20 protein-coding genes and 1 tRNA gene are annotated in these 19,497 nt (G+C 68.6%); 7 read left to right on the forward strand and 14 right to left on the reverse strand.

What is annotated here, in order from left to right; genetic code table 11:
* The first annotated feature begins 1 nt into the window (after nucleotide 1).
* The 3 genes from QE438_RS11875 to QE438_RS11885 all read left to right on the forward strand — a co-directional run bounded on the left by QE438_RS11875 (nucleotide 2) and on the right by QE438_RS11885 (nucleotide 2,881).
* A complete protein-coding gene (locus QE438_RS11875; RefSeq protein WP_306995425.1) occupies nucleotides 2-1,405 on the forward strand; it encodes a dihydrolipoamide acetyltransferase family protein in 1,404 nt (467 codons plus the stop codon).
* A 180-nt stretch (nucleotides 1,406-1,585) separates the two neighbouring features.
* Nucleotides 1,586-2,032, forward strand: coding sequence for a hypothetical protein (locus QE438_RS11880; protein ID WP_309734299.1), 447 nt, complete (start codon nucleotides 1,586-1,588; stop codon nucleotides 2,030-2,032).
* Between the two features lie 252 nt (nucleotides 2,033-2,284).
* Nucleotides 2,285-2,881, forward strand: a complete 597-nt coding sequence (locus QE438_RS11885) for a hypothetical protein (RefSeq protein ID WP_306995420.1) — start codon at nucleotides 2,285-2,287, stop codon at nucleotides 2,879-2,881.
* 303 nt (nucleotides 2,882-3,184) lie between these two features.
* Here QE438_RS11885 and QE438_RS11890 read toward each other — a convergent pair whose 3' ends face one another.
* On the reverse strand, nucleotides 3,185-3,529 hold the full coding sequence (locus QE438_RS11890; RefSeq protein ID WP_306995418.1) for a DUF6172 family protein: 345 nt from the start codon (nucleotides 3,527-3,529) through the stop codon (nucleotides 3,185-3,187).
* Between the two features lie 134 nt (nucleotides 3,530-3,663).
* Here QE438_RS11890 and QE438_RS11895 point away from each other — a divergent pair, with 134 nt between their 5' ends.
* On the forward strand, nucleotides 3,664-4,422 hold the full coding sequence (locus tag QE438_RS11895; RefSeq protein WP_306995416.1) for an SDR family oxidoreductase: 759 nt from the start codon (nucleotides 3,664-3,666) through the stop codon (nucleotides 4,420-4,422).
* 343 nt (nucleotides 4,423-4,765) lie between these two features.
* Here QE438_RS11895 and QE438_RS11900 read toward each other — a convergent pair whose 3' ends face one another.
* From QE438_RS11900 to birA, 8 genes are all read right to left on the reverse strand, one after another.
* A complete protein-coding gene (locus tag QE438_RS11900) occupies nucleotides 4,766-5,707 on the reverse strand; it encodes an MBL fold metallo-hydrolase (protein WP_306995413.1) in 942 nt (313 codons plus the stop codon).
* Between the two features lie 113 nt (nucleotides 5,708-5,820).
* Nucleotides 5,821-7,101 (reverse strand): tryptophan--tRNA ligase, encoded by a 1,281-nt coding sequence (locus QE438_RS11905; RefSeq protein WP_306995412.1) that lies wholly within the window; start codon nucleotides 7,099-7,101, stop codon nucleotides 5,821-5,823.
* A 159-nt stretch (nucleotides 7,102-7,260) separates the two neighbouring features.
* Nucleotides 7,261-7,470, reverse strand: a complete 210-nt coding sequence (locus QE438_RS11910) for a CsbD family protein (RefSeq protein ID WP_130516345.1) — start codon at nucleotides 7,468-7,470, stop codon at nucleotides 7,261-7,263.
* 197 nt (nucleotides 7,471-7,667) lie between these two features.
* Nucleotides 7,668-7,823 (reverse strand): entericidin A/B family lipoprotein, encoded by a 156-nt coding sequence (locus QE438_RS11915; RefSeq protein WP_130516342.1) that lies wholly within the window; start codon nucleotides 7,821-7,823, stop codon nucleotides 7,668-7,670.
* Nucleotides 7,824-7,970: 147 nt separating this feature from the next.
* Nucleotides 7,971-8,046: transfer RNA gene (locus QE438_RS11920), tRNA-Thr, on the reverse strand.
* Nucleotides 8,047-8,067: 21 nt separating this feature from the next.
* The gene (locus tag QE438_RS11925) at nucleotides 8,068-8,859 is read right to left on the reverse strand and encodes an SPOR domain-containing protein (RefSeq protein ID WP_306995408.1); all 792 of its coding nucleotides are present in this window, start codon (nucleotides 8,857-8,859) and stop codon (nucleotides 8,068-8,070) included.
* A gap of 11 nt (nucleotides 8,860-8,870) precedes the next feature.
* A complete protein-coding gene (locus QE438_RS11930; protein ID WP_307183923.1) occupies nucleotides 8,871-9,635 on the reverse strand; it encodes a type III pantothenate kinase in 765 nt (254 codons plus the stop codon).
* Nucleotides 9,632-10,633 (reverse strand): bifunctional biotin--[acetyl-CoA-carboxylase] ligase/biotin operon repressor BirA, encoded by a 1,002-nt coding sequence (gene birA, locus QE438_RS11935; RefSeq protein WP_306995406.1) that lies wholly within the window; start codon nucleotides 10,631-10,633, stop codon nucleotides 9,632-9,634. The genes QE438_RS11930 and birA overlap by 4 nt, the downstream gene beginning before the upstream one ends.
* A 109-nt stretch (nucleotides 10,634-10,742) precedes the next feature.
* On the opposite strand from birA, the gene QE438_RS11940 reads away from it, so the two are divergent.
* Both QE438_RS11940 and QE438_RS11945 read left to right on the forward strand, forming a co-directional pair.
* Nucleotides 10,743-11,024, forward strand: coding sequence for a hypothetical protein (locus QE438_RS11940; RefSeq protein ID WP_130516336.1), 282 nt, complete (start codon nucleotides 10,743-10,745; stop codon nucleotides 11,022-11,024).
* Nucleotides 10,991-11,776, forward strand: coding sequence for a M90 family metallopeptidase (locus tag QE438_RS11945; RefSeq protein WP_205953497.1), 786 nt, complete (start codon nucleotides 10,991-10,993; stop codon nucleotides 11,774-11,776). The genes QE438_RS11940 and QE438_RS11945 overlap by 34 nt, the downstream gene beginning before the upstream one ends.
* A gap of 321 nt (nucleotides 11,777-12,097) precedes the next feature.
* Here QE438_RS11945 and QE438_RS11950 read toward each other — a convergent pair whose 3' ends face one another.
* The 5 genes from QE438_RS11950 to dusA form a co-directional block, all read right to left on the reverse strand.
* Complete coding sequence (locus QE438_RS11950; protein ID WP_130525069.1) at nucleotides 12,098-13,558, reverse strand: sensor histidine kinase; 1,461 nt, start codon at nucleotides 13,556-13,558, stop codon at nucleotides 12,098-12,100.
* The gene (locus QE438_RS11955) at nucleotides 13,558-14,241 is read right to left on the reverse strand and encodes a response regulator transcription factor (RefSeq protein WP_130516330.1); all 684 of its coding nucleotides are present in this window, start codon (nucleotides 14,239-14,241) and stop codon (nucleotides 13,558-13,560) included. The genes QE438_RS11950 and QE438_RS11955 overlap by 1 nt, the downstream gene beginning before the upstream one ends.
* A 121-nt stretch (nucleotides 14,242-14,362) precedes the next feature.
* Nucleotides 14,363-14,692, reverse strand: a complete 330-nt coding sequence (locus QE438_RS11960; RefSeq protein ID WP_306995401.1) for a hypothetical protein — start codon at nucleotides 14,690-14,692, stop codon at nucleotides 14,363-14,365.
* A gap of 147 nt (nucleotides 14,693-14,839) precedes the next feature.
* Entirely contained in the window at nucleotides 14,840-15,751 is a 912-nt protein-coding gene (locus tag QE438_RS11965) for an arginine deiminase-related protein (RefSeq protein ID WP_306995399.1), read from the reverse strand.
* A 13-nt stretch (nucleotides 15,752-15,764) separates the two neighbouring features.
* On the reverse strand, nucleotides 15,765-16,772 hold the full coding sequence (dusA, locus tag QE438_RS11970) for a tRNA dihydrouridine(20/20a) synthase DusA (protein WP_306995397.1): 1,008 nt from the start codon (nucleotides 16,770-16,772) through the stop codon (nucleotides 15,765-15,767).
* A 1,088-nt stretch (nucleotides 16,773-17,860) separates the two neighbouring features.
* Between dusA and QE438_RS11975 the strand changes: the two genes are divergently transcribed.
* Entirely contained in the window at nucleotides 17,861-18,778 is a 918-nt protein-coding gene (locus tag QE438_RS11975; protein ID WP_306995395.1) for a hypothetical protein, read from the forward strand.
* Nucleotides 18,779-19,497: the final 719 nt, after the last annotated feature.

Consider the following 19,497-nt stretch of genomic DNA (forward strand, 5'->3'; position numbering starts at 1 on the left):
AATGAGCGAGAGCAAGACCTTCCACCTCCCCGACCTGGGCGAGGGCCTGCCCGATGCGACCATCGTGGAATGGTTCGTCAAGGAGGGCGACGTGGTGCGCCTGGACGAACCGCTGGTGTCGATGGAGACGGCCAAGGCCGTGGTCGAGGTGCCTTCGCCGGTGTCGGGCAAGGTGCTCAAGCTGGCCGGCGCCGCCGGCGAGGTGGTGGTGACCGGCGCCATGCTGGCCCAGTTCGAACCCGATCCCAACCTGCCCCAGCGCGCCGAAGGCCAGGACACCGGCCATCACCACGGCCCGCCCAAGCCCGCCGCGCCTGCTGCGGCCGCCAAACCCGCGCCGGTTCCCACGCCGACGCCCGCGGTGGAGAGTTTCGACCACGAGCGCGACGATGCCGGCACGGTGGTCGGCGCGATGCAGTCCTCCGACGCGGTCCAGGCCGAGGCCGCGATCGCCGTGGGTGGCGTCAAGGCGATGCCGGCCGTGCGCGCGATGGCACGCAAGCTGGGCGTGGACCTGACGCGCGTGCGCGCCACCGGCGCCGAGGGCGTGGTCACCATGGCCGACGTCAAGCAGGCCGCCGCCGATGCTTCGCTGTTGCTCCCCGCGCCCACCGGGAGCGCGGCCGGGGGTGCGAGTGCGGCGGCCAGAGCGGCTGCCGCACGTCCCGAACCCGCACCCCAGGGAGAGAGGAGCTCGGACCGCGCGCGCACCGCGCTGTCGGCCAGCGGCAAGCCGATGCGCACCTCGCCCCCGGGCAGCGGCGCCAGCGGCCAGCCCGAGCCGCTCAAGGGCGTGCGTCGCAACATGGCGCGGGTCATGGCCGACGCGCACGCCAAGGTCGTGGCGACCACGCTCAACGACGACGCCGACATCCAGGCCTGGGCGCCGGGCCAGGACGTCACCGCGCGCCTGGTACGCGGCCTCGTCGCCGCCTGCCGCGCGGTGCCGGCGATGAACGCCTGGTTCGACGGCGAGGCGCTGACCCGGACCCTGCACCCGCACGTGGACGTGGGCATCGCGGTGGACACCGACGATGGCCTGTTCGTGCCCGCCCTGCGCAATGCCGACATCCTGGACGCGCGCGGCGTGCGCGAAGGCGTCAACCGCCTGCGTACCCAGGTGCAGGAGCGCTCGATCCCGGCCAGCGAGCTGACCGGCTACACCATCTCGCTGTCCAACTTCGGCATGTTCGCCGGCCGCTATGCCACCCCGATCGTGGTCCCGCCTTGCGTGGCCATCGTCGCGGCCGGGCGCGCGCGCTTCCAGATGACGCCGGTGATGGGCGGCTTCGAATCGCACAAGGTCATCCCGCTGTCGGTGACCTTCGACCACCGCGCCTGCACCGGTGGCGAAGCCGCACGCTTCCTGCGTGCGCTGATCGACGATCTGGCGCTGGCGGACTGATCCGCGGCGCCAGGCGACATCGCCCAGGCCGCGACGGGCGTCCTGGCCTGGGCGCGCATGCATCTCAGCGGATGGACGATGGCGGCGGTGGCGCCTCAGAATGCCGCCACCGACCACGTGCAATGACGCCGGATGTCATCAGGCCCGTCCTGTTCCATCCGCCCCTCAGGACGCCCCATCGTGAACATGAAGCTCAAGCTGGAATTCCCTCCGACGCCGGAATTCGCCGAACGGCACGCCGCCAACATCGTCGCTGCCACCAAGGACGTGGACGGGACCGTCCTGGATTACAGCCTGGACTCCTTGCACCACGTCGACCGCATCCTGCAGCAGATGCACGACGACGGCCTGCCCGCCGACCGCATTCCCTCCACGCTGTTCCGCTTCGGCTGCTACATCGGCGAAGTCGCCCTACGCGAGCATCCTGCCGCCTGGGTCGATCCGGCGCGCTTCGTGCCCGAATCCTCGCTGTCGTTCTTCCCCTTCCATCGTGCTGCGCTTCCCGAACCAGGCCATCTGGGCGCCGATCAACCTGGCCTTCCAGAAAGTGGAGTTGGGCGAGCAGAAGAGCGTGCATTTCTCGTGCGTGGCGCAGCTGGACTCGGTGCTCAAACCGGCGTGAGCTGATCACGAAACGTGCAGGCGCAGGCGGGATACATCCACCGATGGCCTGCTGCGACGCTGGCGAACGCTGAGAGGGACCCATCGCGCGCGGATGCGATCGCCCACAGAGATTCGGCCGCAGGTCCGTGGCCTTAGCCGTATCGCCCATCCAACAATGCGCGCTGGCGGCCTCGGCCCCGGTCGGGGGCCGGGGCTGGCGTTGCACGCGCGCGCCTGGCCCGGTCAGACTCGCCCCTGCCTCTCACGGAAGATCCCATGCAGCTTCGCGCACTCCTGCTCATCGCCTGTGGCGCCCTGGCCTGCGGCGGCGCCGCGGCCCAGTCCCAGACCGACACTTCGCTGGCCGCGCTCTACCAGGCCGACCAGGCCGAACGCGGCCAAGTGCGGACCCTGACCGATCCAGTCGCGCTGAAATCCGCCGCCAAGGCGATGGCCGAGCACGACGCACAGCGCCGCGAACAGGTGCGCACGATGATCCGGGCCGGCGCGCTGCACAGCGCCGACGATTACCGCATGGCCGCCACCATCTTCCAGCACGGTCTGACCGGCGAGGACTACGCCCTGGCGCATGCGCTGGCGACACTGGGCGGGACCCTGGCGCCGGACGATGCGCAGCTGCACTGGCTGGCGGCGGCCACGACCGATCGCTGGCTGCTCTCGCGGCAGCCCGAGCAGTGGTACGGCACCCAGCCCGTCTGCGATGCGCGCGCAACGCCGCCCACCTGTGCCCTGGTGGTGCGCGAGGGCGCGGTCAGCGACCAGGAGCGCGCGGCCGCCGGCGTCGCCCCGCTGGCCCAGCTGCGGGCGGAAAACGCCGCACGCGAACAGGCGCTGCGCAAGCGCCTGCCCTGATCGCCCTCGCGCCGACGCGCGCGGAGCAAGGCGCGCTGCTCGAACGTGTCCGCACCCAACGCGATCAGCAGCGCCGCTTCGAGCCTGCTGCGTCTTCGACCTGAAAGACCTGGCAAAACCGTCGTTCCCGCGAAAGCGGGAACCCATGGACGTTAGCGCTTGGCTTCAAATCTCCTGAGTTCCCGCTCTCACGGGAACCACAGCAGGGGCGTAACGACTGGCCCTAGGCGCGAAACGTCCAGGCGGCGCGTGCCACGGCGCTCGACGCGCCTTGTCGCAACCAGCGCTCGCCGTCAGGCGACCTCAGTCGCCGTCGTACAGATCCTCGCCCTCATCCGCGGCAGCCGCACCATCGCGCCCACGCGGCCTTGCATTGCGGTTGCCCGGCTTGCGCAGCAGTTCGACATAGAACTGCACGGCGCCGGCCGCGACATGCTGGTCGATGGCGCGGATGAGTTCGGTCAGCTGCAGCGGCTGCGCGCCCGCCTCGTCCTGGCCGAAGCGCGCATCGAAATCCCAGATGTCCGCGCCGGCCGGCAAGGGCTTACGGCGCTCGCGCTTGAGGTACTTGCGGATGTCGTGCTTGGCCGCCTCCAGCAGGCGCTCGGGATGCCGGCCTTCGATATCCAGGTGGTAGGTCTTGCGCATGGCGTGGTCCACGGGAGGGCCGGGCATTGTGAGGCCACCACGGGCCATTGCGCGAATGCCGCGCTCATCGCCACCGCCCCGGCGCTCACCGGCACAGGCGCATCATGGGCGTTTTCGAACAGGAGCACGAGGCGATGAACACTTCCAGCCTGCAGGGTCTGCGCGTGCTGGTGGCCGGCGGCAGCCGCGGCATCGGCCTGGCCATCGCGCAGGGCTGCGCCGCGGCCGGCGCCCAGCTGTCGATCTGCGCGCGCGGCCAGGCGCCGCTGCAGGCCGCGGTGGCCGATCTCTCCCGGCATGGTCTGGCCGTGCACGCCCTGCCTTGCGATCTGTCCGATCCCGCGCAGATCGCGGCCTGGATCGAGGCCGCGGCCGGCGCGTTCGGCGGCATCGACGTGCTGATCAACAACGCCTCCGGCTACGGCCACGGCAGCGACGACGCCAGCTGGCAGGCCGGCTTCGACGTCGACCTGATGTCCGCCGTGCGCAGCACGCGACTGGCCCTGCCGCATCTGCGCCGCAGCGCCTCCCCGAGCATCCTCAACATCTCCTCGATCAACGGCCAGGTGCCCACGCCGCGCGCGGCTGCTTATTCCACCGCCAAGGCGGCGCTGAACTACTACACGCTGACCCTGGCCACCGAACTGGCGCGCGAGAAGATCCGCGTCAACGCCATCGCGCCAGGCTCCATCGAGTTCCCCGGCGGCCTGTGGGAGCAGCGCCGCACCCGGGAGCCGGCGCTGTACGCGCGCATCCGCGAGCGCATTCCGTTCGGCGAGTTCGGTGCGGTGGAAGACATCGCCAACGCCGCCGTCTTCCTGGCCTCGCCCGCGGCACGCTGGATCACCGGCCAGATCCTGGCCGTCGACGGCGGCCAGTCGCTGAGCGCGTAGCCAAGAGCGCGGACGAAGCGCCCCCAGCAGACAAGACCGGATAGCGCCCCTCCCCTTTCGCGCAGCGAAGGGGGAGGCTGGGAGGGGGTGCCTTTGCCTTTACCTTTGACGTTGTCGCGAAGAGCAACCCCTCCCCAGCCCTCCCCTCGGCCTTCGGCCAAAGGGAGGGGGCAGAAGCGCGCACCAGGAGACAAGACGCAGCTCACGCCCCTCCCCTTTCGCGCAGCGAAGGGGGAGACTGGGAGGGGGTGCTATTAGCTTTTCCGCTTTTGCGAGAAGCGACAGGAGTTGCAAACAACGGCGCCAAGCAGCGCCTAAAAGGCCACCCCCACGCGCACCACACTCACCGCCGCTCCCGATCCAACCAGCAGGCCAGCCCCTGCGCATTGAGCTCGATGTCCATCGCCAGCGCGCGTTCGATCTGCGCATCCTCGAGCGGCACCTGCGCCGCGCGGGCGCGCTGCAGGTACAGCGTCGACAGGGCCTCGAGCAGCTTCGCGTGGCGGTCGGGCTTGCCATCGGCGTCGCGGCCCAGGGCCTCCATCGCATTGATCTGCTCGTACAGATCCTGCGCCAGCTTCTCGACCTCGGCGTAGCTGGAGCCGACGCGGTCATAGTGGGTCAGATACATGCCCTGCGGCTCATAGGCGAGCATCCGCGCGATCGACTGCTTGAGCGCTTCGGGCTCGAACTGCACCGGCGAACTGGTCGGCAGGATGAAGGGCCCCTGCGGGCCGTCCAGCTCGCGATAGGACAGGCCGAAGGTGTCGCCGGTGAACCAGCACCCACTGCGCGCGTCCCAGACGCAGTAGTGATGCCGGGCGTGGCCCGGCGTATCCAGGCACAGCAGCGGGCGGCCGTTGTGGTCGACCACATGGCCGTCCTCGGTCACCACCACACGCGACTCCGGCACCGGCTGCACCTGGCCGTAGCTGCGCTCGATCTCCTCGGCGCCGTACACCGCGGTGGCGCCGGCGATGATGCGCGAGGGGTCGATCAGGTGCGGCGCCGCGCGCGGATGCGCGACGACCCGGGCGTTGGGCAGATGCTGCAGCAGCAGGCCGGCACCGCCGGCGTGGTCCAGATGGATGTGCGTGGCCAGCAGCCAGTCGATGCCGGCCGGCGTCAGCCCGGCCCGCGCGATCGCCTGCAGCAGCAGCGGCACCGAATGGTTGGTGCCGCAATCGACGAACGCGCCGCGCCCGTGTTCGACGATGAGATAGCACGCGTCGAAGTGGTCGCGCTGGAAGGCGGTGTCGACCGTGTGGATGCCGTGCTGGCTCATGGCGTGCGCGCCGAATCGGAAAGATGCGGCGATTCTAGGCAGCACCCCGTGCACGCACGATGCGGCCTTGGTCGCAAGGTCCCAGAAAGCGCGCGCTAGGCCTGCGCAGCGGCCTAGCGCAGCGCGGCCAGCGCGGCCAGCACTTCGTCGGCGGGAACGCGCAGCTCGACATCGGCCGCCGGCAGCGCATCGGCGGAACTCGCCTCCTTCATCGCCGCCACGCGCAGCCCCGCATCGCGCGGCGCGTCGAAGCCGCGGCTCTGCACCAGCACCTGGCCCTGCGCATCGGAGAGCTTGAAGTAGAACTTGCCGTCGGCCTCGCGATACTGCTTGAACACCGGCAAGGACGCCTTCGGCGCCGTCTGCGCCTGCACCGTGCTCACCGAGGACAGGTCGCGCAGCCCGATCGCATCGCGCAGTTCGCCCAGGAACGGCGTGGCGTACTTGGCCCGCAGCCGCTGCGCGCCGTCGCGCAGGATCTCCTCGATGCGCGCCGGCTTGGCGATCAGCGTCTCGTAGCGCTCGCGCAGCGGTGCGACCTCGCGCTCGACGCGCTCGAACAGGCGCTGCTTGGCATCGCCCCAGCCGATCCCCTCGGCATAGGCCTGGGCGAAATCGGCCGTTTCCTCGGCCGAGGCGAAGGCCTGGTAGAGCTGGAACAGCGGCGAGCCCTCGGTGTCCTTGGCCTCACCCGGCGCGCGCGAGTCGGTGAGGATGGAGAAGATCAGCTTCTTCAGCTCGGCCGGCGGCGCGAACAGCGGGATCGTGTTGCCATAGCTCTTGCTCATCTTGCGGCCATCCAGGCCGGGCAAGGTGGCGACGTGATCGTCGATCAGCGCCTCGGGCAGGGTGAAGTACTCGCGGCCGTAGACATGGTTGAAGCGCTGGCCGAAATCGCGCGCCATCTCGATGTGCTGGATCTGGTCGCGTCCCACCGGCACCTGGTGCGCATTGAACAGCAGGATGTCGGTGGCCATCAGCACCGGGTACATGAACAGGCCTGCGGTCACGCCCGCATCCGGGTCCTCGCCGTCGGCCACGTTCTTGTCCACCGCCGCCTTATAGGCATGGGCGCGGTTGAGGATGCCCTTGCCGGCCACGCAGGTCAGGAACCAGGTCAGCTCGGAGATCTCGGGGATGTCGCTCTGCCGGTAGAACCACACCTTGTCCGGCTCCAGCCCGGCGGCCAGCCAGGTCGCGGCGATCTCCAGCGTCGAGCGCTGCGTGCGCGCCGGATCCTGCGCCTTGATCAGGCTGTGCAGGTCGGCCAGGAAGTAGAAGCTCTCCGTGTCGGCGGCGCGGCTGGCGGCGATGGCCGGGCGGACCGCGCCCACGTAGTTGCCCAGGTGGGGCGTGCCGGAAGTGGTGATGCCGGTCAGGACGCGGGTGCTCATGCGAAGGCGATGCGGTGGCAAGCGGGCCGTCCAGTTTACCCGCCCGCGGCCACTGCCCGGCCCAAGCGGCTGCCTGCCCGTCGCACGTGCCAGCACGGCCGCAAACGACAACGGGCCCGCGCGGGGCCCGTTGCCTGATCACGCTGCGCCCGGGAAAGATCAGTGGCGCTCGTCCAGCGAACGCTCGAAGGCGTTCACTTCCTTCTGTGCGCGGTCGCGGTCCCAGCCGTAGCGCTCCTGCAGCTTGCCGGCCAGGTACTCGGCGTTGCCCTCGGCCACGTCGAACACGTCGTCGGTCAGGTCGCCCCACTTGGCCTGGGCCTTGCCTTTGAGCTGCTTCCAGTTGCCGGCGATGATGTCCTTGTTCATGCGTTCACCTCATGGTTTCAACACGGCGGATCGATGCCGTGCGGGCAGCCTGCCCGGCGGCGTGTTGCGCGCGCATGAGCCGCGCGTGGAGGGGTCGTTAGCGCACCGCGCCTGTCGCACCTGTCACCGGCGCGCACGAACAAAGAAGCCGGCTTGCGCCGGCTTCCTTGTTGAATCGTTTGAACGCTGCAGCGGGATTACTTGGTCCCGGTGCCGCCGGTCTTGTCGGCGGAATCTTCCATCTTGCTGCCGACCTTCTGGACGTCCTTGCCGGCGCCCTTGACGGTGTTGCAGGCAGCCAGCGAACCGGCGAAGAAAACGGACAGCACCAGCAGGCAGATCGTGCGCTTCATTGGGAATTCTCCGAAGTTGGTTTCCCGGCTTTCCCCTTTGGAAAACCTTGATGTGAAGGCTGCCGAGCGCCTCGTCGAAACTGCGTGAACACGCTGAACAGCGGTCAGCTTCGGTTGCACAAGGCGCCCGTTCGGCCTTGCGGGAGATGGTGCCGCTTGTCCGAATCGAACGGACGACCTACCGCTTACAAGGCGGTTGCTCTACCTGCTGAGCTAAAGCGGCGATGACGCGTCGCGGCGCATTCTAGCCGCTGGCGCGTGCGCAGTCCTGCGCCACGGCGCGCGTGGCCCCGGCCTGGCCCTGCAGCGCGGTCGCCGGCGCGCTGGCGCGCACGTCGAGCCACCACTGCACCGGGCCCTCGGGACCGACCGCTTCCATGCGCGCATCGAAGCCGGCCGCCTCCAGGTCGCGCTGGCGGCGCTGGGCGGCCTCGCGCGTGCTGTAGCGGCCCAGCGCCACGCCCGAGGACGGCCCGTTGGAGATCACCATCAGGTCGTCGAAGCCGGCGGCCGTGATCCGCCGGGCCATGTCCTCGGCCGCGGCGCGATCGGCGAACGGCGCCATCACCGAGTAGGCGCGGGCCGGCTGGTTCTGGCTGCGCAGCCTGGCCGACGCGGGCGCCGGCTTGAGCCGGCCCTGGGCGGCGCGCGCCTCGGCCTCGCTGTCGAACGGACCCAGCGCGGTGCAGGCCAGCGGCGCCGGCTTGGGCGGCGGTTCCGGCGCAGACGTGGGCGCGGCGACGGGCGCCGGCTTGGGCGGCGCGACCGGCTTGGCCTGCGGCGCCGGCGTCGCGGGCACGGCCGTGCTCGGCTTGGCCTCGACCAGCTGCGGCGATGGTGGCGCCTCGACCGCCGGACGGCTGGCCGCGGCGCGACGCGCCTGGGCCAGCTGCTGCGGGGTGGGCGTCTCCAGCAAGGGCAGACCATCGACCTGCGCGGTCGTCACCGGCGCCGGCGACGACGGCGCCATCAGCCACCACGCGGCGACGCCGAGGTTGAGGACGACCAGCAACAGGATCAGGGCACGGATCAGCATGGCGCGGGATTCTATCGGTCCGGCACGGCGCAGACCCCGGCCCACACGGCCAGGCCTTCCAGCACCAGGCTGTCGATGCGCTGCGCCTGCGGCAGCAGCGCCGCCAACGGGGCGCTGCCGCCGCCATGCAGCAGCAGCGACGGCGTCTGGCCCAGGCGCTGCGCCCCCTGCGCCAGGCTGCGTTCGATCAGGGCCACCGCCGCGCCGTCGCAGCCGGAGGTCAGCGCGTCGGTCGTCTCGCTGGCGAACTCGTCGAACGCCCCGCCCTCGGCCGGCAGCTGCGCGGCGGCCCGGTGCAGGGCCTGCCGCATCAGCTGCGGCGACGGCGCGATGCGCCCGCCCAGGTGCGTCCCGTCGGCGGCGACCAGATCGATCGTCACCGCCGTGCCCACGCCGGCCACCAGCCATGGCCCGGCGCCGCGCGCCCGCGCGCCGAGCATGGCCAGGAAGCGGTCCACGCCCAGCCGCGCCGGCTCGGCATAGGCCACGCGCAAACCGGCCAGCTGCGCTTGAGTGCGTGCCAGCGAGACCAGCCGGAAGCGTTCCTGCATGACCTCCAGCACGCCGGCGGTCAGGGCCGGCGCGGCGACGCTGGCCAGGCAAGCCGACGCGCCATACGCAGGCAGCTGCGCGCGCAGCTGGTCCAGCAGGGCGCCGCGTCCGTGATCCAGCGCGATCACCGCGCCGATCCGGCCGTCGGCCTGCAGCGGCGCGGCCTTGAGCCGGGTGTTGCCGAGATCGAGCAGCCAGCGCTGCGGCATCGCCTCCCGACTCATGCCGGACGCACGCTGACTTCGCCGGCGTGGAAGACGCGCAGGCCCTGCGTGGTCGCCACGCGCAGCGCGCCGTCCTCGGCGATGCCCTCGGCGGTGCCAGCCACATCGCCCTCGTCCAGCTTCACCGTCACCGCGCGTCCGCGCAGCGCATCCAGCGCGGCATAGCGCGGCAGGAACGGCGACAGCCCCTCGCTGTCGAACAGCGCCAGCGCCGGCAGCAGCTGCGCCAGCACCGCCACCACCACCGCCTGGCGCGCAGGCGGCGTCGGCAGCGCGCCCGCCAGGTCGATCCAGGGCTGGTCGATCGCCTCGCCCTGCGCCTGCGGCATGCGCACGTTGAGCCCGATGCCGACCACCGCGCGGACCGGGCCGCCGGCCTCGCCACCGCCCTCGACCAGCAGGCCGCCGAGCTTGCGCCCGTCGACCACCAGATCGTTGGGCCACTTCAGGCCCACCTGGGCCAGGCCCAGGGCGCGCAGCGCCTCGGCCACCGCCACGCCGGCCACCAGGCTCAGCCCGCCCAGCCGGGCCAGGCCGCCGCTGTAGCGCCGGGCCACCGACAGATAAATATGCGCGGCCAGGGGCGAGGCCCAGCTGCGTCCGCGGCGGCCGCGGCCGCCGGTCTGACGCTCGGCCAGCAGCACGGCGCAGCCGTGGTCCGGGCTGGTGCGGCGCAGGAGCTCGCTGTTGGTGGAATCCAGGCTCCAGGCCACCTCCAGTTGGGCGATCAGGGCGAGCGCCTGGGCCGGCAGCGCCGCGCGTAGAGCATCGGCGTCCAGCAATTCCAGCGGGCCCTGCAGCGCGTAGCCCTGACCGGCGCTGCCGGCGATGGCGATGCCGGCCTCGCGCAGGGCCTGGACCCGCTTCCAGATGGCGGTCCGAGTCAGCCCGGTCTCCTGCGCCAGCAGGTCGCCGGAGACCGGCCCCCGCATCAGGCGCGACAGGAGCTGGCGCTCGCGCTCGGCGGACGCGGGAGACTGAACAGGGAGGGCGGTCATCAGGCCGCCATTATGGGGAGGCGCGGCGGACGCTGTCATGGCGTACAGGAAGTCAAAAGCGCGTTATGATCGGGTTTCGCCGCTGTGTGCCCCGCCCCGGAGTCTTCCGATGCTTCGCGCCTGCCTTGCCGTTGTGCTGCTGTCCTGCGTCGCCTCGCCCGTGCTGGCCCAGAACGGGCGCACTGCCGTGGCCGCGACCGCACCGGCAGCGTCGGGCAATCGCGCCGGCGAGTCCACCACCGGCGCGACAGCGGACAAGAGCAGTCCGGCGTCCGGCTACGGCCACGCCGCCGCACCGGCGACCAGCCAGGGCGGCGGTGGCGACGACGAAGGCGTGCTGCGCCTGCGCGCGCCCAAGTGGAACAGCTTCCTGCCCGGGATGTTCCGCTGATCCAGCCGCTGTTGCGCTGGCTGCGCGGCCAGCCGCCCTCCCTCGATGACGCCCTCTGGCAGCAGGCCAGCGACGGCCTGCCGTGGGTCCGCGGCCTGCAGCCGTCCCAGCGCGAGACACTGCGCGCCCTGGCGGCGCGCTTTCTCCATCAGAAGACCATCACGGCGCTGGGTGGCCTGGAGCTGGACGAGCATGCACGCGTGCAGCTGGCCGCGCTGTGCTGCCTGCCGCTGCTGGAGTTCGGCATCGGCGGGCTGCGCGGCTGGTCGCAGCTGATCGTGTATCCCGAGGCGTTCCGCGTGCAGCGCAGCCATGTCGATGCGGCCGGCGTGCTGCACGAGTGGGAGGACGAACTGGCCGGCGAATCCTGGGACAGCGGCCCGCTGATCCTGTCCTGGGCCGACGTCCAGGCCGATATCGAAGACCCGGCCGCCGGCTACTGCGTGGCCGTGCACGAGATGGCGCACAAGCTCGACGGCCTCAACGGCGTGCTCGACGGCAGCCCGCCCCTGCCCGGCAGCTGGCAGCGCGCCTGGGCCAAGGACTTCCAGCAGCACTACGACGCCCTGTGCCTGCGCGTGGACGCCGGCAAGCGCACCCGCATCGACGGCTATGCGGCCGAGTCGCCGGAGGAATTCTTCGCCGTGGTCAGCGAATACCACTTCTCCGCCCCGCAGGTGCTGCGCGAGGCGATGCCGGAAGTCGCCGAACACCTGGTCAGGCTGTACGGCGCGCCGCCGGCGCTGTTCTAACGCCGCGGCGCGGCGGCGGGAATCGGGAATCGGGAATCGGGAATCGATCAGGAAGCTTGCGGGCTCAAACCTCGCTTGGGAAGCTTGCTGCGTCGAGTCCGGTAGCACGGCAAGAACAAAAAGCCGTCATCCCCGCGAACGCGGGGATCCATGGACGTCCGCCCAGGTCGCGCAACGTCCATGGGTTCCCGCTTTCGCGACGGTAGGAAGTTGCCCGCGGCTCCTGATGTCCAACTCCGTCGCCTGCTCGGCGGCGAACAAGGAGGGTCAAAGTCGAAGAAGGACGTTACTTCCCAAGCTGCCTGCGCAGCTGGGGCCGACTCACAGCCCCTCAGGCAGCTTCACCTCGAACCGCGCGCCGCCCAGCTCCTGCGAACGGCTGACGGTCAGTTCGCCGCGATAGCCACGCACCAGGTCCTGCACGATCGACAGGCCGATGCCATGGCCCTGCACGCGCTCGTCGCCGCGCACGCCGCGCTGCAGGATATTGGCGACATTGTCCTCGGCGATGCCCGGGCCATCGTCGTCCACCGCCAGCAGCAGGCCGGCGCGGCGATTGCCGGCGGAATTGATCGGCGCGACGGTCAGCAGCACGCGCGAGCGTGCCCACTTGAACGCGTTCTCCAGCAGATTGCCCATCAGCTCCTGCAGGTCGCCCACCTCGCCGTGGAAGCGCGCGGACGGATCGATCTCGAACTCGCAGATCACGCCCTTGGCCGCATAGACCTTCTCCAGCCCACGCACGATCTGGTCGGCGTGCGGCTCGATGTCCACCGGCGCCGAGAACAGCTTGTGGCCGGTGGAGGCCGCGCGCGCCAGCTGATAGGACACCAGATCGTTCATGCGCTTGAGCTGGACGTTGAGCTCCTCGCGCAGCGCATTGGCGTGCACGCCGTCGTCCAGCTGCGCGCGCAGCACCGCCAGCGGCGTCTTCAGGCTATGCGCCAGGTCGGCCAGCGTGTTGCGCTGGCGCTCCAGGTTTTCGCGCTCGGAATCGATGAAGGCGTTGATGCTCTCGGTCAGCGGCTCCAGCTCGCGCGGATGGTGCTCGGTCATGCCCTTGGCTTCACCGCGCTGGACCCGCTTGAGCTCATTGATCACGCGCTGCAGCGGGCGCAGGCTCCAGTTGAGGATCAGCCCCTGCAGCAGCAGCAGCACCACGCCCGCGCTGCCCAGATAGACCCACAGCGCATGGCGGAAGGTCTGCAGCTGCGAGTCGAGCACCTGCGTGTCTTCGAGCACGTAGATCGAATAGGAGAACTCGCTCTTGGGCCCGCGCGCGGCCCACACCGTGCCCAGGCCGAAGCGATAGATCGCCCCGTCGCGCCCGTCCAGCTGGACCATGTCCAGTGGGCCTTCGAAGACCTTGTCGTTGGGCTTGAGCATCTTGCCCTGCGGCAGATACGGGCCCAAAGTCGAATCCGACCCCCAGCCGGCCTCCGGATTGGGCAGCACGATCTGCGCGTACAGCCCGCTACCGGGCTGGCCGAAGCGCGGATCAATCACCGTCGCCGCATCCGATGGATTAATCAGCGACCCGTCGCGGGCGAAGTCCACCTTGTTGGCGAACGAATACGCATAGCCTTCCAGGCGCCGCTGCAGGTTGTCCTCGGCCGTGGTGACGAAGGCGCGGTCCAGCGCCACGCCGGCCAGCGCGAGGAACGCCACCAGGCCCACGCTGGCGGCCAGCAGCTGGCGCGCCCGCAGCGAGCGCGGGCGCCACCGGACGATGCGTTCGCGCCCTGCCGCCGGGGCCTGCGCGGAAGGCGCGGCCCCGGGCATCAGCCCTCGTTGCGCGGGATGGCGAAGCGGTAGCCGCGGCCGCGCACGGTTTCGATCGGCTTGAGCGCGCCGTCCGGATCGAGCTTCTTGCGCAGGCGGCCGATGAAGACCTCCAGCACGTTGGAGTCGCGGTCGAAGTCCTGCTGGTAGATGTGCTCGGTCAGGTCGGCCTTCGAGACCAGCTCGCCTGCGTGCATCATCAGATACTCGAGGACCTTGTACTCGTAGCTGGTCAGATCGACATTGCTGCCGTTGACGCTGACCGTCTGCGCGGCCAGATCCAGCGCGACCGGACCGCACTCCAGCGTGGGCTTGCTCCAGCCGGCGGCGCGGCGCAGCAGCGCGTTGACGCGGGCGAGCAACTCCTCGACGTGGAAGGGCTTGACCAGGTAGTCGTCGGCGCCCTGCTTGAGGCCCTCGACCTTGTCCTGCCAGCTCGAACGCGCGGTCAGGATCAGCACCGGGAACTTCTTGCCCTCATCGCGCAGCGCCTTGATCAGCTCCATGCCCGACATCTTGGGCAGGCCCAGGTCGATGATGCCCACGTCGAAGGGCACCTCGCGGCCCATGTACAGGCCTTCCTCGCCGTCCTGCGCGGCATCGACGGCAAAGCCTTCGCGCTTCAGGCGAGCGGCCAGGGTTTCACGCAGCGGAGCTTCGTCTTCGACCAGCAGAATGCGCATGGAGTCTTCCTAACTGAAATGGGGACGTTGCTGAGTATGGGGTGGCAAGCTGAACGGCTCGCCATGCCGTTCAGCTTAAGGGCGAGGGGGGTTAGGCCCGCGTGGACGCATCGGCGGGAAGTCAGTCGCCGCGTTCCGGGCCCGGATCGCCGCGACTCGTGTCGAGCCGGCTCATCGAGTCGCTGTCCATGTAGCGCACGCGCCCGTCCTGATCCATCACCTTGACCCGCATGATGTCGCGGCCGTCGAACTGCACGCGCTCGGCGCCCAGCACACGCCCGCCACTCTCGGCCTGGGCGCGGCGCACCGCGTCGGCCGCGTCCAGGCGGCCACCCGGGCCACGCTGGAGGACCGGGGCGATGCCCGGATCGACCTGCGCCCACGCCGCAGACGTCGCGCCGAGCAGGAGCGCGGCGGTTAAAAGGGCATCTAGAGCGCGTGAGCTGGTCATAACGGAATCGTAACGGCTATTCGCGCGGTGGGATGAACCGCGACCGACACTCCGGTGGCGAGGAAGGGGCCAGTCTTGGGGCGCCGCGGTGAATCCGTTCTGAATTTTCTGAACGGGGATGCGGACTCGTTCAGGCGCCGGGCCGGATCAGAAAAGCTCGCCCACACAGCATCTTAGCGAACCGCCGGCGGCCTCGATGGCGGGCAGCGGCACGGACCGCGGCTCCAGGCCGGCCGCCTCCAGCGACGCCAGCGTCGCCGGGCGCAGCGCCCGGTGCGCGGTGCGGCTCATCCACACCGAATCGGGCCTCAGGCTGATCGCATTGCCGGCGAAGGCGTGCTGCTCGGCCGCGTCCAGTCCGATCACATGCGGACCGTACAGCGCCTGCAGCACCGCCAGCAGCGGTGCCGGGTCGGCGAAGCCGGCGGGGCTGACCAGCGCGGCGCGGCCGGCCAGCAGCGCCAGGACCACGTTGGTGTGGTACTCGCCCGGCGCCAAGTCCACCAGCAGCGTGGCCCGCAGGCCGAAGGCGGCGTGCATCAGCGCCGCGCCCTGCGCGTCGCAGCGTTCGGAAAGTCCGCAGATGGCCAGGCCGCGCGCGCGGTCGATCACCAGCGACCCGGTCAGCTCGCATGGATGGGCCTGGGTCGAGAGGTCTTCCAGCGCATAGCCGAGCACGTCGGTGAAGAAGGCCCGGATATCGCCGCGCGCAGCCTCGCGCTGGCGCACCGGATGGCGCATGCGCCCGACGATCGCGCGGCCCGGCACGGTGGCGAAAACGTTGTTGGGAAACAGCGCATCGGGCGTGGCCGCATCGCCGGCGAAGGCAACCACCGGCAGCTGCGCCGACAGCGCCTGATGCAGGGCGCGGTGCTCGGCCAGTGCCGCGGCCGCGTCGAAGCCCTCGTTCGCCATGTAGACATTGTCGCGGGCCGATTCCTCGGCTCGGGCAAAACCGTCGGGCGACACCAGAAAAACGCCCCGCGCCGTGGCGGCGCCCCAGTCCGGCGCGAGCGTGCGCGCCAGGGCGAGGAAGGCCTGCGGATCGCGCGTGATCACCGGCGCACCGGCCTCAGGCGGCGGCGGTCAGCGGCGCGCCGGTGGCGGCCAGCGCGCGTTCGACCAGCGACCAGTCGGCGCCGGGGCGATGCGCACCTTCGCTCAGGATCTGGCGGAACTGGCGCCCGCCCGGCTGGCCGGCATACAGGCCCAGCACGTGGCGGGTGATGTGCTTGAGCGCGACACCGCGCGCCAGCGCCGCCTCGACGTAAGGGCGCAGCGCGCGCAGCAGCTCCTCGCGCGGGCGCACCTGCGTGCCGGCCAGCCGCGCGTCGGCACGATGCAGCAGATAGGGATCGTGATAGGCCGCGCGCCCCAGCATCACCGCATCGACCTGCGTCAGGTGCGTGGCGATCGCCTCCAGGTCGGCGATGCCGCCATTGAGCGAGATCGTCAGCTGCGGACGCTCGCGCTTGAGCTGGTAGGCCCACTCGTAGCGCAGCGGCGGGATCTCGCGGTTCTCCTTGGGCGACAGGCCATCGAGCCAGGCCTTGCGCGCGTGGACGATGAAGGTGTCGCAGCCGGTCGCGGCGACCGTGTCGATGAAGCCGGCGAAGTGCGCGTAGTCCTCCAGCTCGTCCACGCCCAGCCGGCACTTGACCGTGACCGGGATGGACACCGCCGCGCGCATGGCGGCGATGCATTCGGCCACCAGCGCCGGCTCCTTCATCAGACAGGCACCGAAGCGCCCGGCCTGCACCCGGTCGGAGGGACAGCCGACATTGAGGTTGACCTCGTCGTAGCCGTAGTCCTGCCCGATGCGCGCGGCCGCGGCCAGCCGCTCGGGCTCGCTGCCGCCCAGCTGCAGCGCCACCGGATGCTCGGAGGCGTCATAGCCGAGCAGCCGCTCCCGATCGCCCTGCAGCACCGCATTGGCATGGACCATCTCGGTATAGAGCAAGGCGCCCGGCGCCAGCACCCGATGGAACGCCCGACAATGGCGGTCGGTCCAGTCCATCATGGGGGCCACAGACAGCTTCAATGCGCCATTTCCCTTATTTTCCAGTAGCTCAGCCTGCATCTCTTACTGCCAACATTCTCGATTTTTCCCTGATCTTCGCCCGTTTTCCCCAGCGCTGTACCACTGGTACACCACCCGCAGTGGTACACCTTGGCGCGGTGCACCGATGGCAACCTACCAAGCGCGCGGCGGCAAGTACCGCGCCATTGTGCTCCGCAAATGTCACAAGTCCCAAACCCCACCTCCCCCACCAATACGGCGGCAAGGCGTGGGACGATCGAATGAGCGAAAAATTGGTCGCGTCCGAGGCCCAAGGCGGTGCGCTTGACGGTGAGCGATGAGGACGATCGGTCAGGCAGCTGATCGACCGGCGGCTAGAGGAGCCGACCTAGGTGAGGGCGGTCGACACGACCCAGTCCGGCGACGTCTACGACGTCCGTGAATTGGCGGACTCGCGAGACGAGCAACGACAACCCAAGGCCGAGGGGTGTAAATCATGCGACTTGGTCCATCGGGGGTAGCGGCTTCTGGTGACCAAAACTGGCATTGCAACTAGTCCCAGGACGCGCACAACATGTTGCCGCGGTCTCCCGTCAAGATAAAAAAAGGAAGGCGCGGCGGTTGGCCGCTTGGTGACGGATCTGTTTCCAACAATTCGACAAGGACCAGCAGATGGATCTTCGCAGTTGGCGCAGCACTTTTTCTGTTCTCTTGGTGGGCATAGGACTGCTAGTGACTACTCGAGCATTGGCAGTCCAAACATCGCCAGGCCAGACTTGCACGACAGGCTATGTAGACAACGTCCCTCAAGTCGTATGCTGGGAAGACGAGGGTCCAATTAACGGAACTGGCCCAGGTTCCGGTAGTGGTGGTTCTGGAGGCGGCGGTGCTGGCGGTGGCGTCTTTGTCCCAATTGCGGAAGGAGTATCTGTTAATACAAAGCTTAAACAAATTCGAAGCATGAATAGGGAATGCTCTGATGAAGACGTGGTTTTGAGACGTGAGGTGCAATATTATATTAGCGTAGACCCTTATCTGGAATTAGGAAAAACGGTAACCCTCCTCATGTCGACGACCGGACAATCTCAGAAATACACCAGAATCACTTCGTCTGGAAGCCTTCAATTCGTAGCGACAGGGATATGCAAATGAAAGCGTCATATCTGGCCACAGCAGCCGCATTATTTTCTCTGGCAGCGGGCACGTTTATCTTTATCCGCCATGAGCAGCAGCTCGCGACCACTGAGGCGCTGGCAAAGGCTGAGAGCCGCCCAGCCGCTGAAGTGAATAACATCAAACCTCAGGTGGATCGGGCTATTCCTGGAGCTCCGGGAATGAGGCTCACCTTGGAAGGTTCGAGCTCTTTTGAGTCATTGCGGCAGCGAGTGATTAATGCGAGCCCTGCAGATAAAGCTCAAGGGCTCGCGTATTTGGTGAGCGCGGCTCGTGTTTGTGAGGACGGGGCCCGGAGAGCAAGCGAAAAGTCATACGGACTGCAGGCCGGTTCCCAGTCGCATCAAGTCTACAGCCGCTATGTGCAATCTTTTTGCAAGGACTTCTCGGGAAGCTCTGAGTCCTATCAGAATGAGCTGCTTGCTATGGGAGAGAACGATGTAAACCTCGCTCAAGATCTTGCCTGGGAGGCTGCGAGCGGCAAGGGTTTGAACCGCGCTGAGCGTGCATCTGCCGAGCAATTGTTTCTAACCTCCAAGAGCCCCTCGGCCATTTATAACGCGGCTAGCATTTTGGCAGGATCAAGCGATAACGATGGCGGACAATGGCAGTTCGGGCAAGACCTCGCAGAAACGGCGAGCGAAAAGATTGCACTGAGCAAGGCCCAATGGATCGCGTCGCAAATGCTTGTTTGCGATCTGTCTGGGGGCTGCGGCGCGGGAGGACTAACCAGTGCGATTGAGTGCGGTTCATATAGCATGTGCGAGGACGGCATTACAGTGAACGACGTACTCAAGAAGACTAGTACGCCAATCGAATACGACCTAGCAAAAAAGCTATATCAGAGGCTTTATAAAGACAGGGAAATGGCGGCGAACCTGCCGCGAGCGTAAAGCGTAAATAGAGAAGCCGCCTTTGGGCGGCTTCTTCTCTTGTGTCTTCATCTGGCCTTATGTGTTCACCGCTAGCCCACCACTCAGCCACGTCGGGGTGTCGCGGCCTTGGCGAGTGCGTCACGGCAGCGGCTTGGCACTGTGCTTGTTGGCCATAGGCTCCAGCAACGCGTGTGGGGGCACACCCTGCGCAGCTGCCCGTCAGTGAAACCATCGAGAAAGCCGCCAAGGGTGGCTTTTCTGTTCCTGCGCGCTTTCGGCTTGTACCTATAACGTACCAATGCCCCGAAAATCCTTCTGCGGCGTAGCTGTCCGTCCAGTCCATCATAGGCGCTACGGACAACCTTTTCCCTTTTCACATCAGTCACTTACATCGTTGAATCGATACGCGCACGCCATCGTATGCGAGCGAGGCTTTCCTGCATTATGAAGATACCCGCAACTGGGCCAGGCTGCCGAGCGCGGGATCGATCTGGGCCAGGCGCTGCGGCGCCGGCGCGGGGTCGCCGCAACACGTTCGCGCATCTATTGGACCTGCACATCGAAGCCAGTACGAAGCGGAGAGGGTACTACGCCGCTCCGAGCGATTCACCCGAAACGCACTCAGGGACAAGTCGGGCGGGATTGCTGTAGACGTGCGACCGGTCGACCTGGCGCGAGTGGTGCCTGGGACGGATCCCGAGGACGCGATGTCGCCTCATCGGACGGCGCCAACTGCG

It is taken from the genome of Pseudoxanthomonas sp. SORGH_AS_0997, from assembly GCF_031453535.1.
Taxonomy (GTDB): domain Bacteria; phylum Pseudomonadota; class Gammaproteobacteria; order Xanthomonadales; family Xanthomonadaceae; genus Pseudoxanthomonas_A; species Pseudoxanthomonas_A winnipegensis.

What these genes read in the sequence shown, in the direction of transcription:
- QE438_RS11875 (WP_306995425.1), top strand. Translation starts at nt 2, where the DNA reads ATGAGCGAGAGCAAGACCTTCCACCTCCCCGACCTGGGCGAGGGCCTG.
- QE438_RS11885 (WP_306995420.1), top strand. Translation starts at nt 2,285, where the DNA reads ATGCAGCTTCGCGCACTCCTGCTCATCGCCTGTGGCGCCCTGGCCTGC.
- QE438_RS11890 (WP_306995418.1), bottom strand. Translation starts at nt 3,529, where the DNA reads ATGCGCAAGACCTACCACCTGGATATCGAAGGCCGGCATCCCGAGCGC.
- QE438_RS11895 (WP_306995416.1), top strand. Translation starts at nt 3,664, where the DNA reads ATGAACACTTCCAGCCTGCAGGGTCTGCGCGTGCTGGTGGCCGGCGGC.
- QE438_RS11900 (WP_306995413.1), bottom strand. Translation starts at nt 5,707, where the DNA reads ATGAGCCAGCACGGCATCCACACGGTCGACACCGCCTTCCAGCGCGAC.
- QE438_RS11905 (WP_306995412.1), bottom strand. Translation starts at nt 7,101, where the DNA reads ATGAGCACCCGCGTCCTGACCGGCATCACCACTTCCGGCACGCCCCAC.
- QE438_RS11910 (WP_130516345.1), bottom strand. Translation starts at nt 7,470, where the DNA reads ATGAACAAGGACATCATCGCCGGCAACTGGAAGCAGCTCAAAGGCAAG.
- QE438_RS11915 (WP_130516342.1), bottom strand. Translation starts at nt 7,823, where the DNA reads ATGAAGCGCACGATCTGCCTGCTGGTGCTGTCCGTTTTCTTCGCCGGT.
- QE438_RS11925 (WP_306995408.1), bottom strand. Translation starts at nt 8,859, where the DNA reads ATGCTGATCCGTGCCCTGATCCTGTTGCTGGTCGTCCTCAACCTCGGC.
- QE438_RS11930 (WP_307183923.1), bottom strand. Translation starts at nt 9,635, where the DNA reads ATGAGTCGGGAGGCGATGCCGCAGCGCTGGCTGCTCGATCTCGGCAAC.
- birA (WP_306995406.1), bottom strand. Translation starts at nt 10,633, where the DNA reads ATGACCGCCCTCCCTGTTCAGTCTCCCGCGTCCGCCGAGCGCGAGCGC.
- QE438_RS11940 (WP_130516336.1), top strand. Translation starts at nt 10,743, where the DNA reads ATGCTTCGCGCCTGCCTTGCCGTTGTGCTGCTGTCCTGCGTCGCCTCG.
- QE438_RS11950 (WP_130525069.1), bottom strand. Translation starts at nt 13,558, where the DNA reads ATGCCCGGGGCCGCGCCTTCCGCGCAGGCCCCGGCGGCAGGGCGCGAA.
- QE438_RS11955 (WP_130516330.1), bottom strand. Translation starts at nt 14,241, where the DNA reads ATGCGCATTCTGCTGGTCGAAGACGAAGCTCCGCTGCGTGAAACCCTG.
- QE438_RS11960 (WP_306995401.1), bottom strand. Translation starts at nt 14,692, where the DNA reads ATGACCAGCTCACGCGCTCTAGATGCCCTTTTAACCGCCGCGCTCCTG.
- dusA (WP_306995397.1), bottom strand. Translation starts at nt 16,772, where the DNA reads ATGCAGGCTGAGCTACTGGAAAATAAGGGAAATGGCGCATTGAAGCTG.
- QE438_RS11975 (WP_306995395.1), top strand. Translation starts at nt 17,861, where the DNA reads ATGAAAGCGTCATATCTGGCCACAGCAGCCGCATTATTTTCTCTGGCA.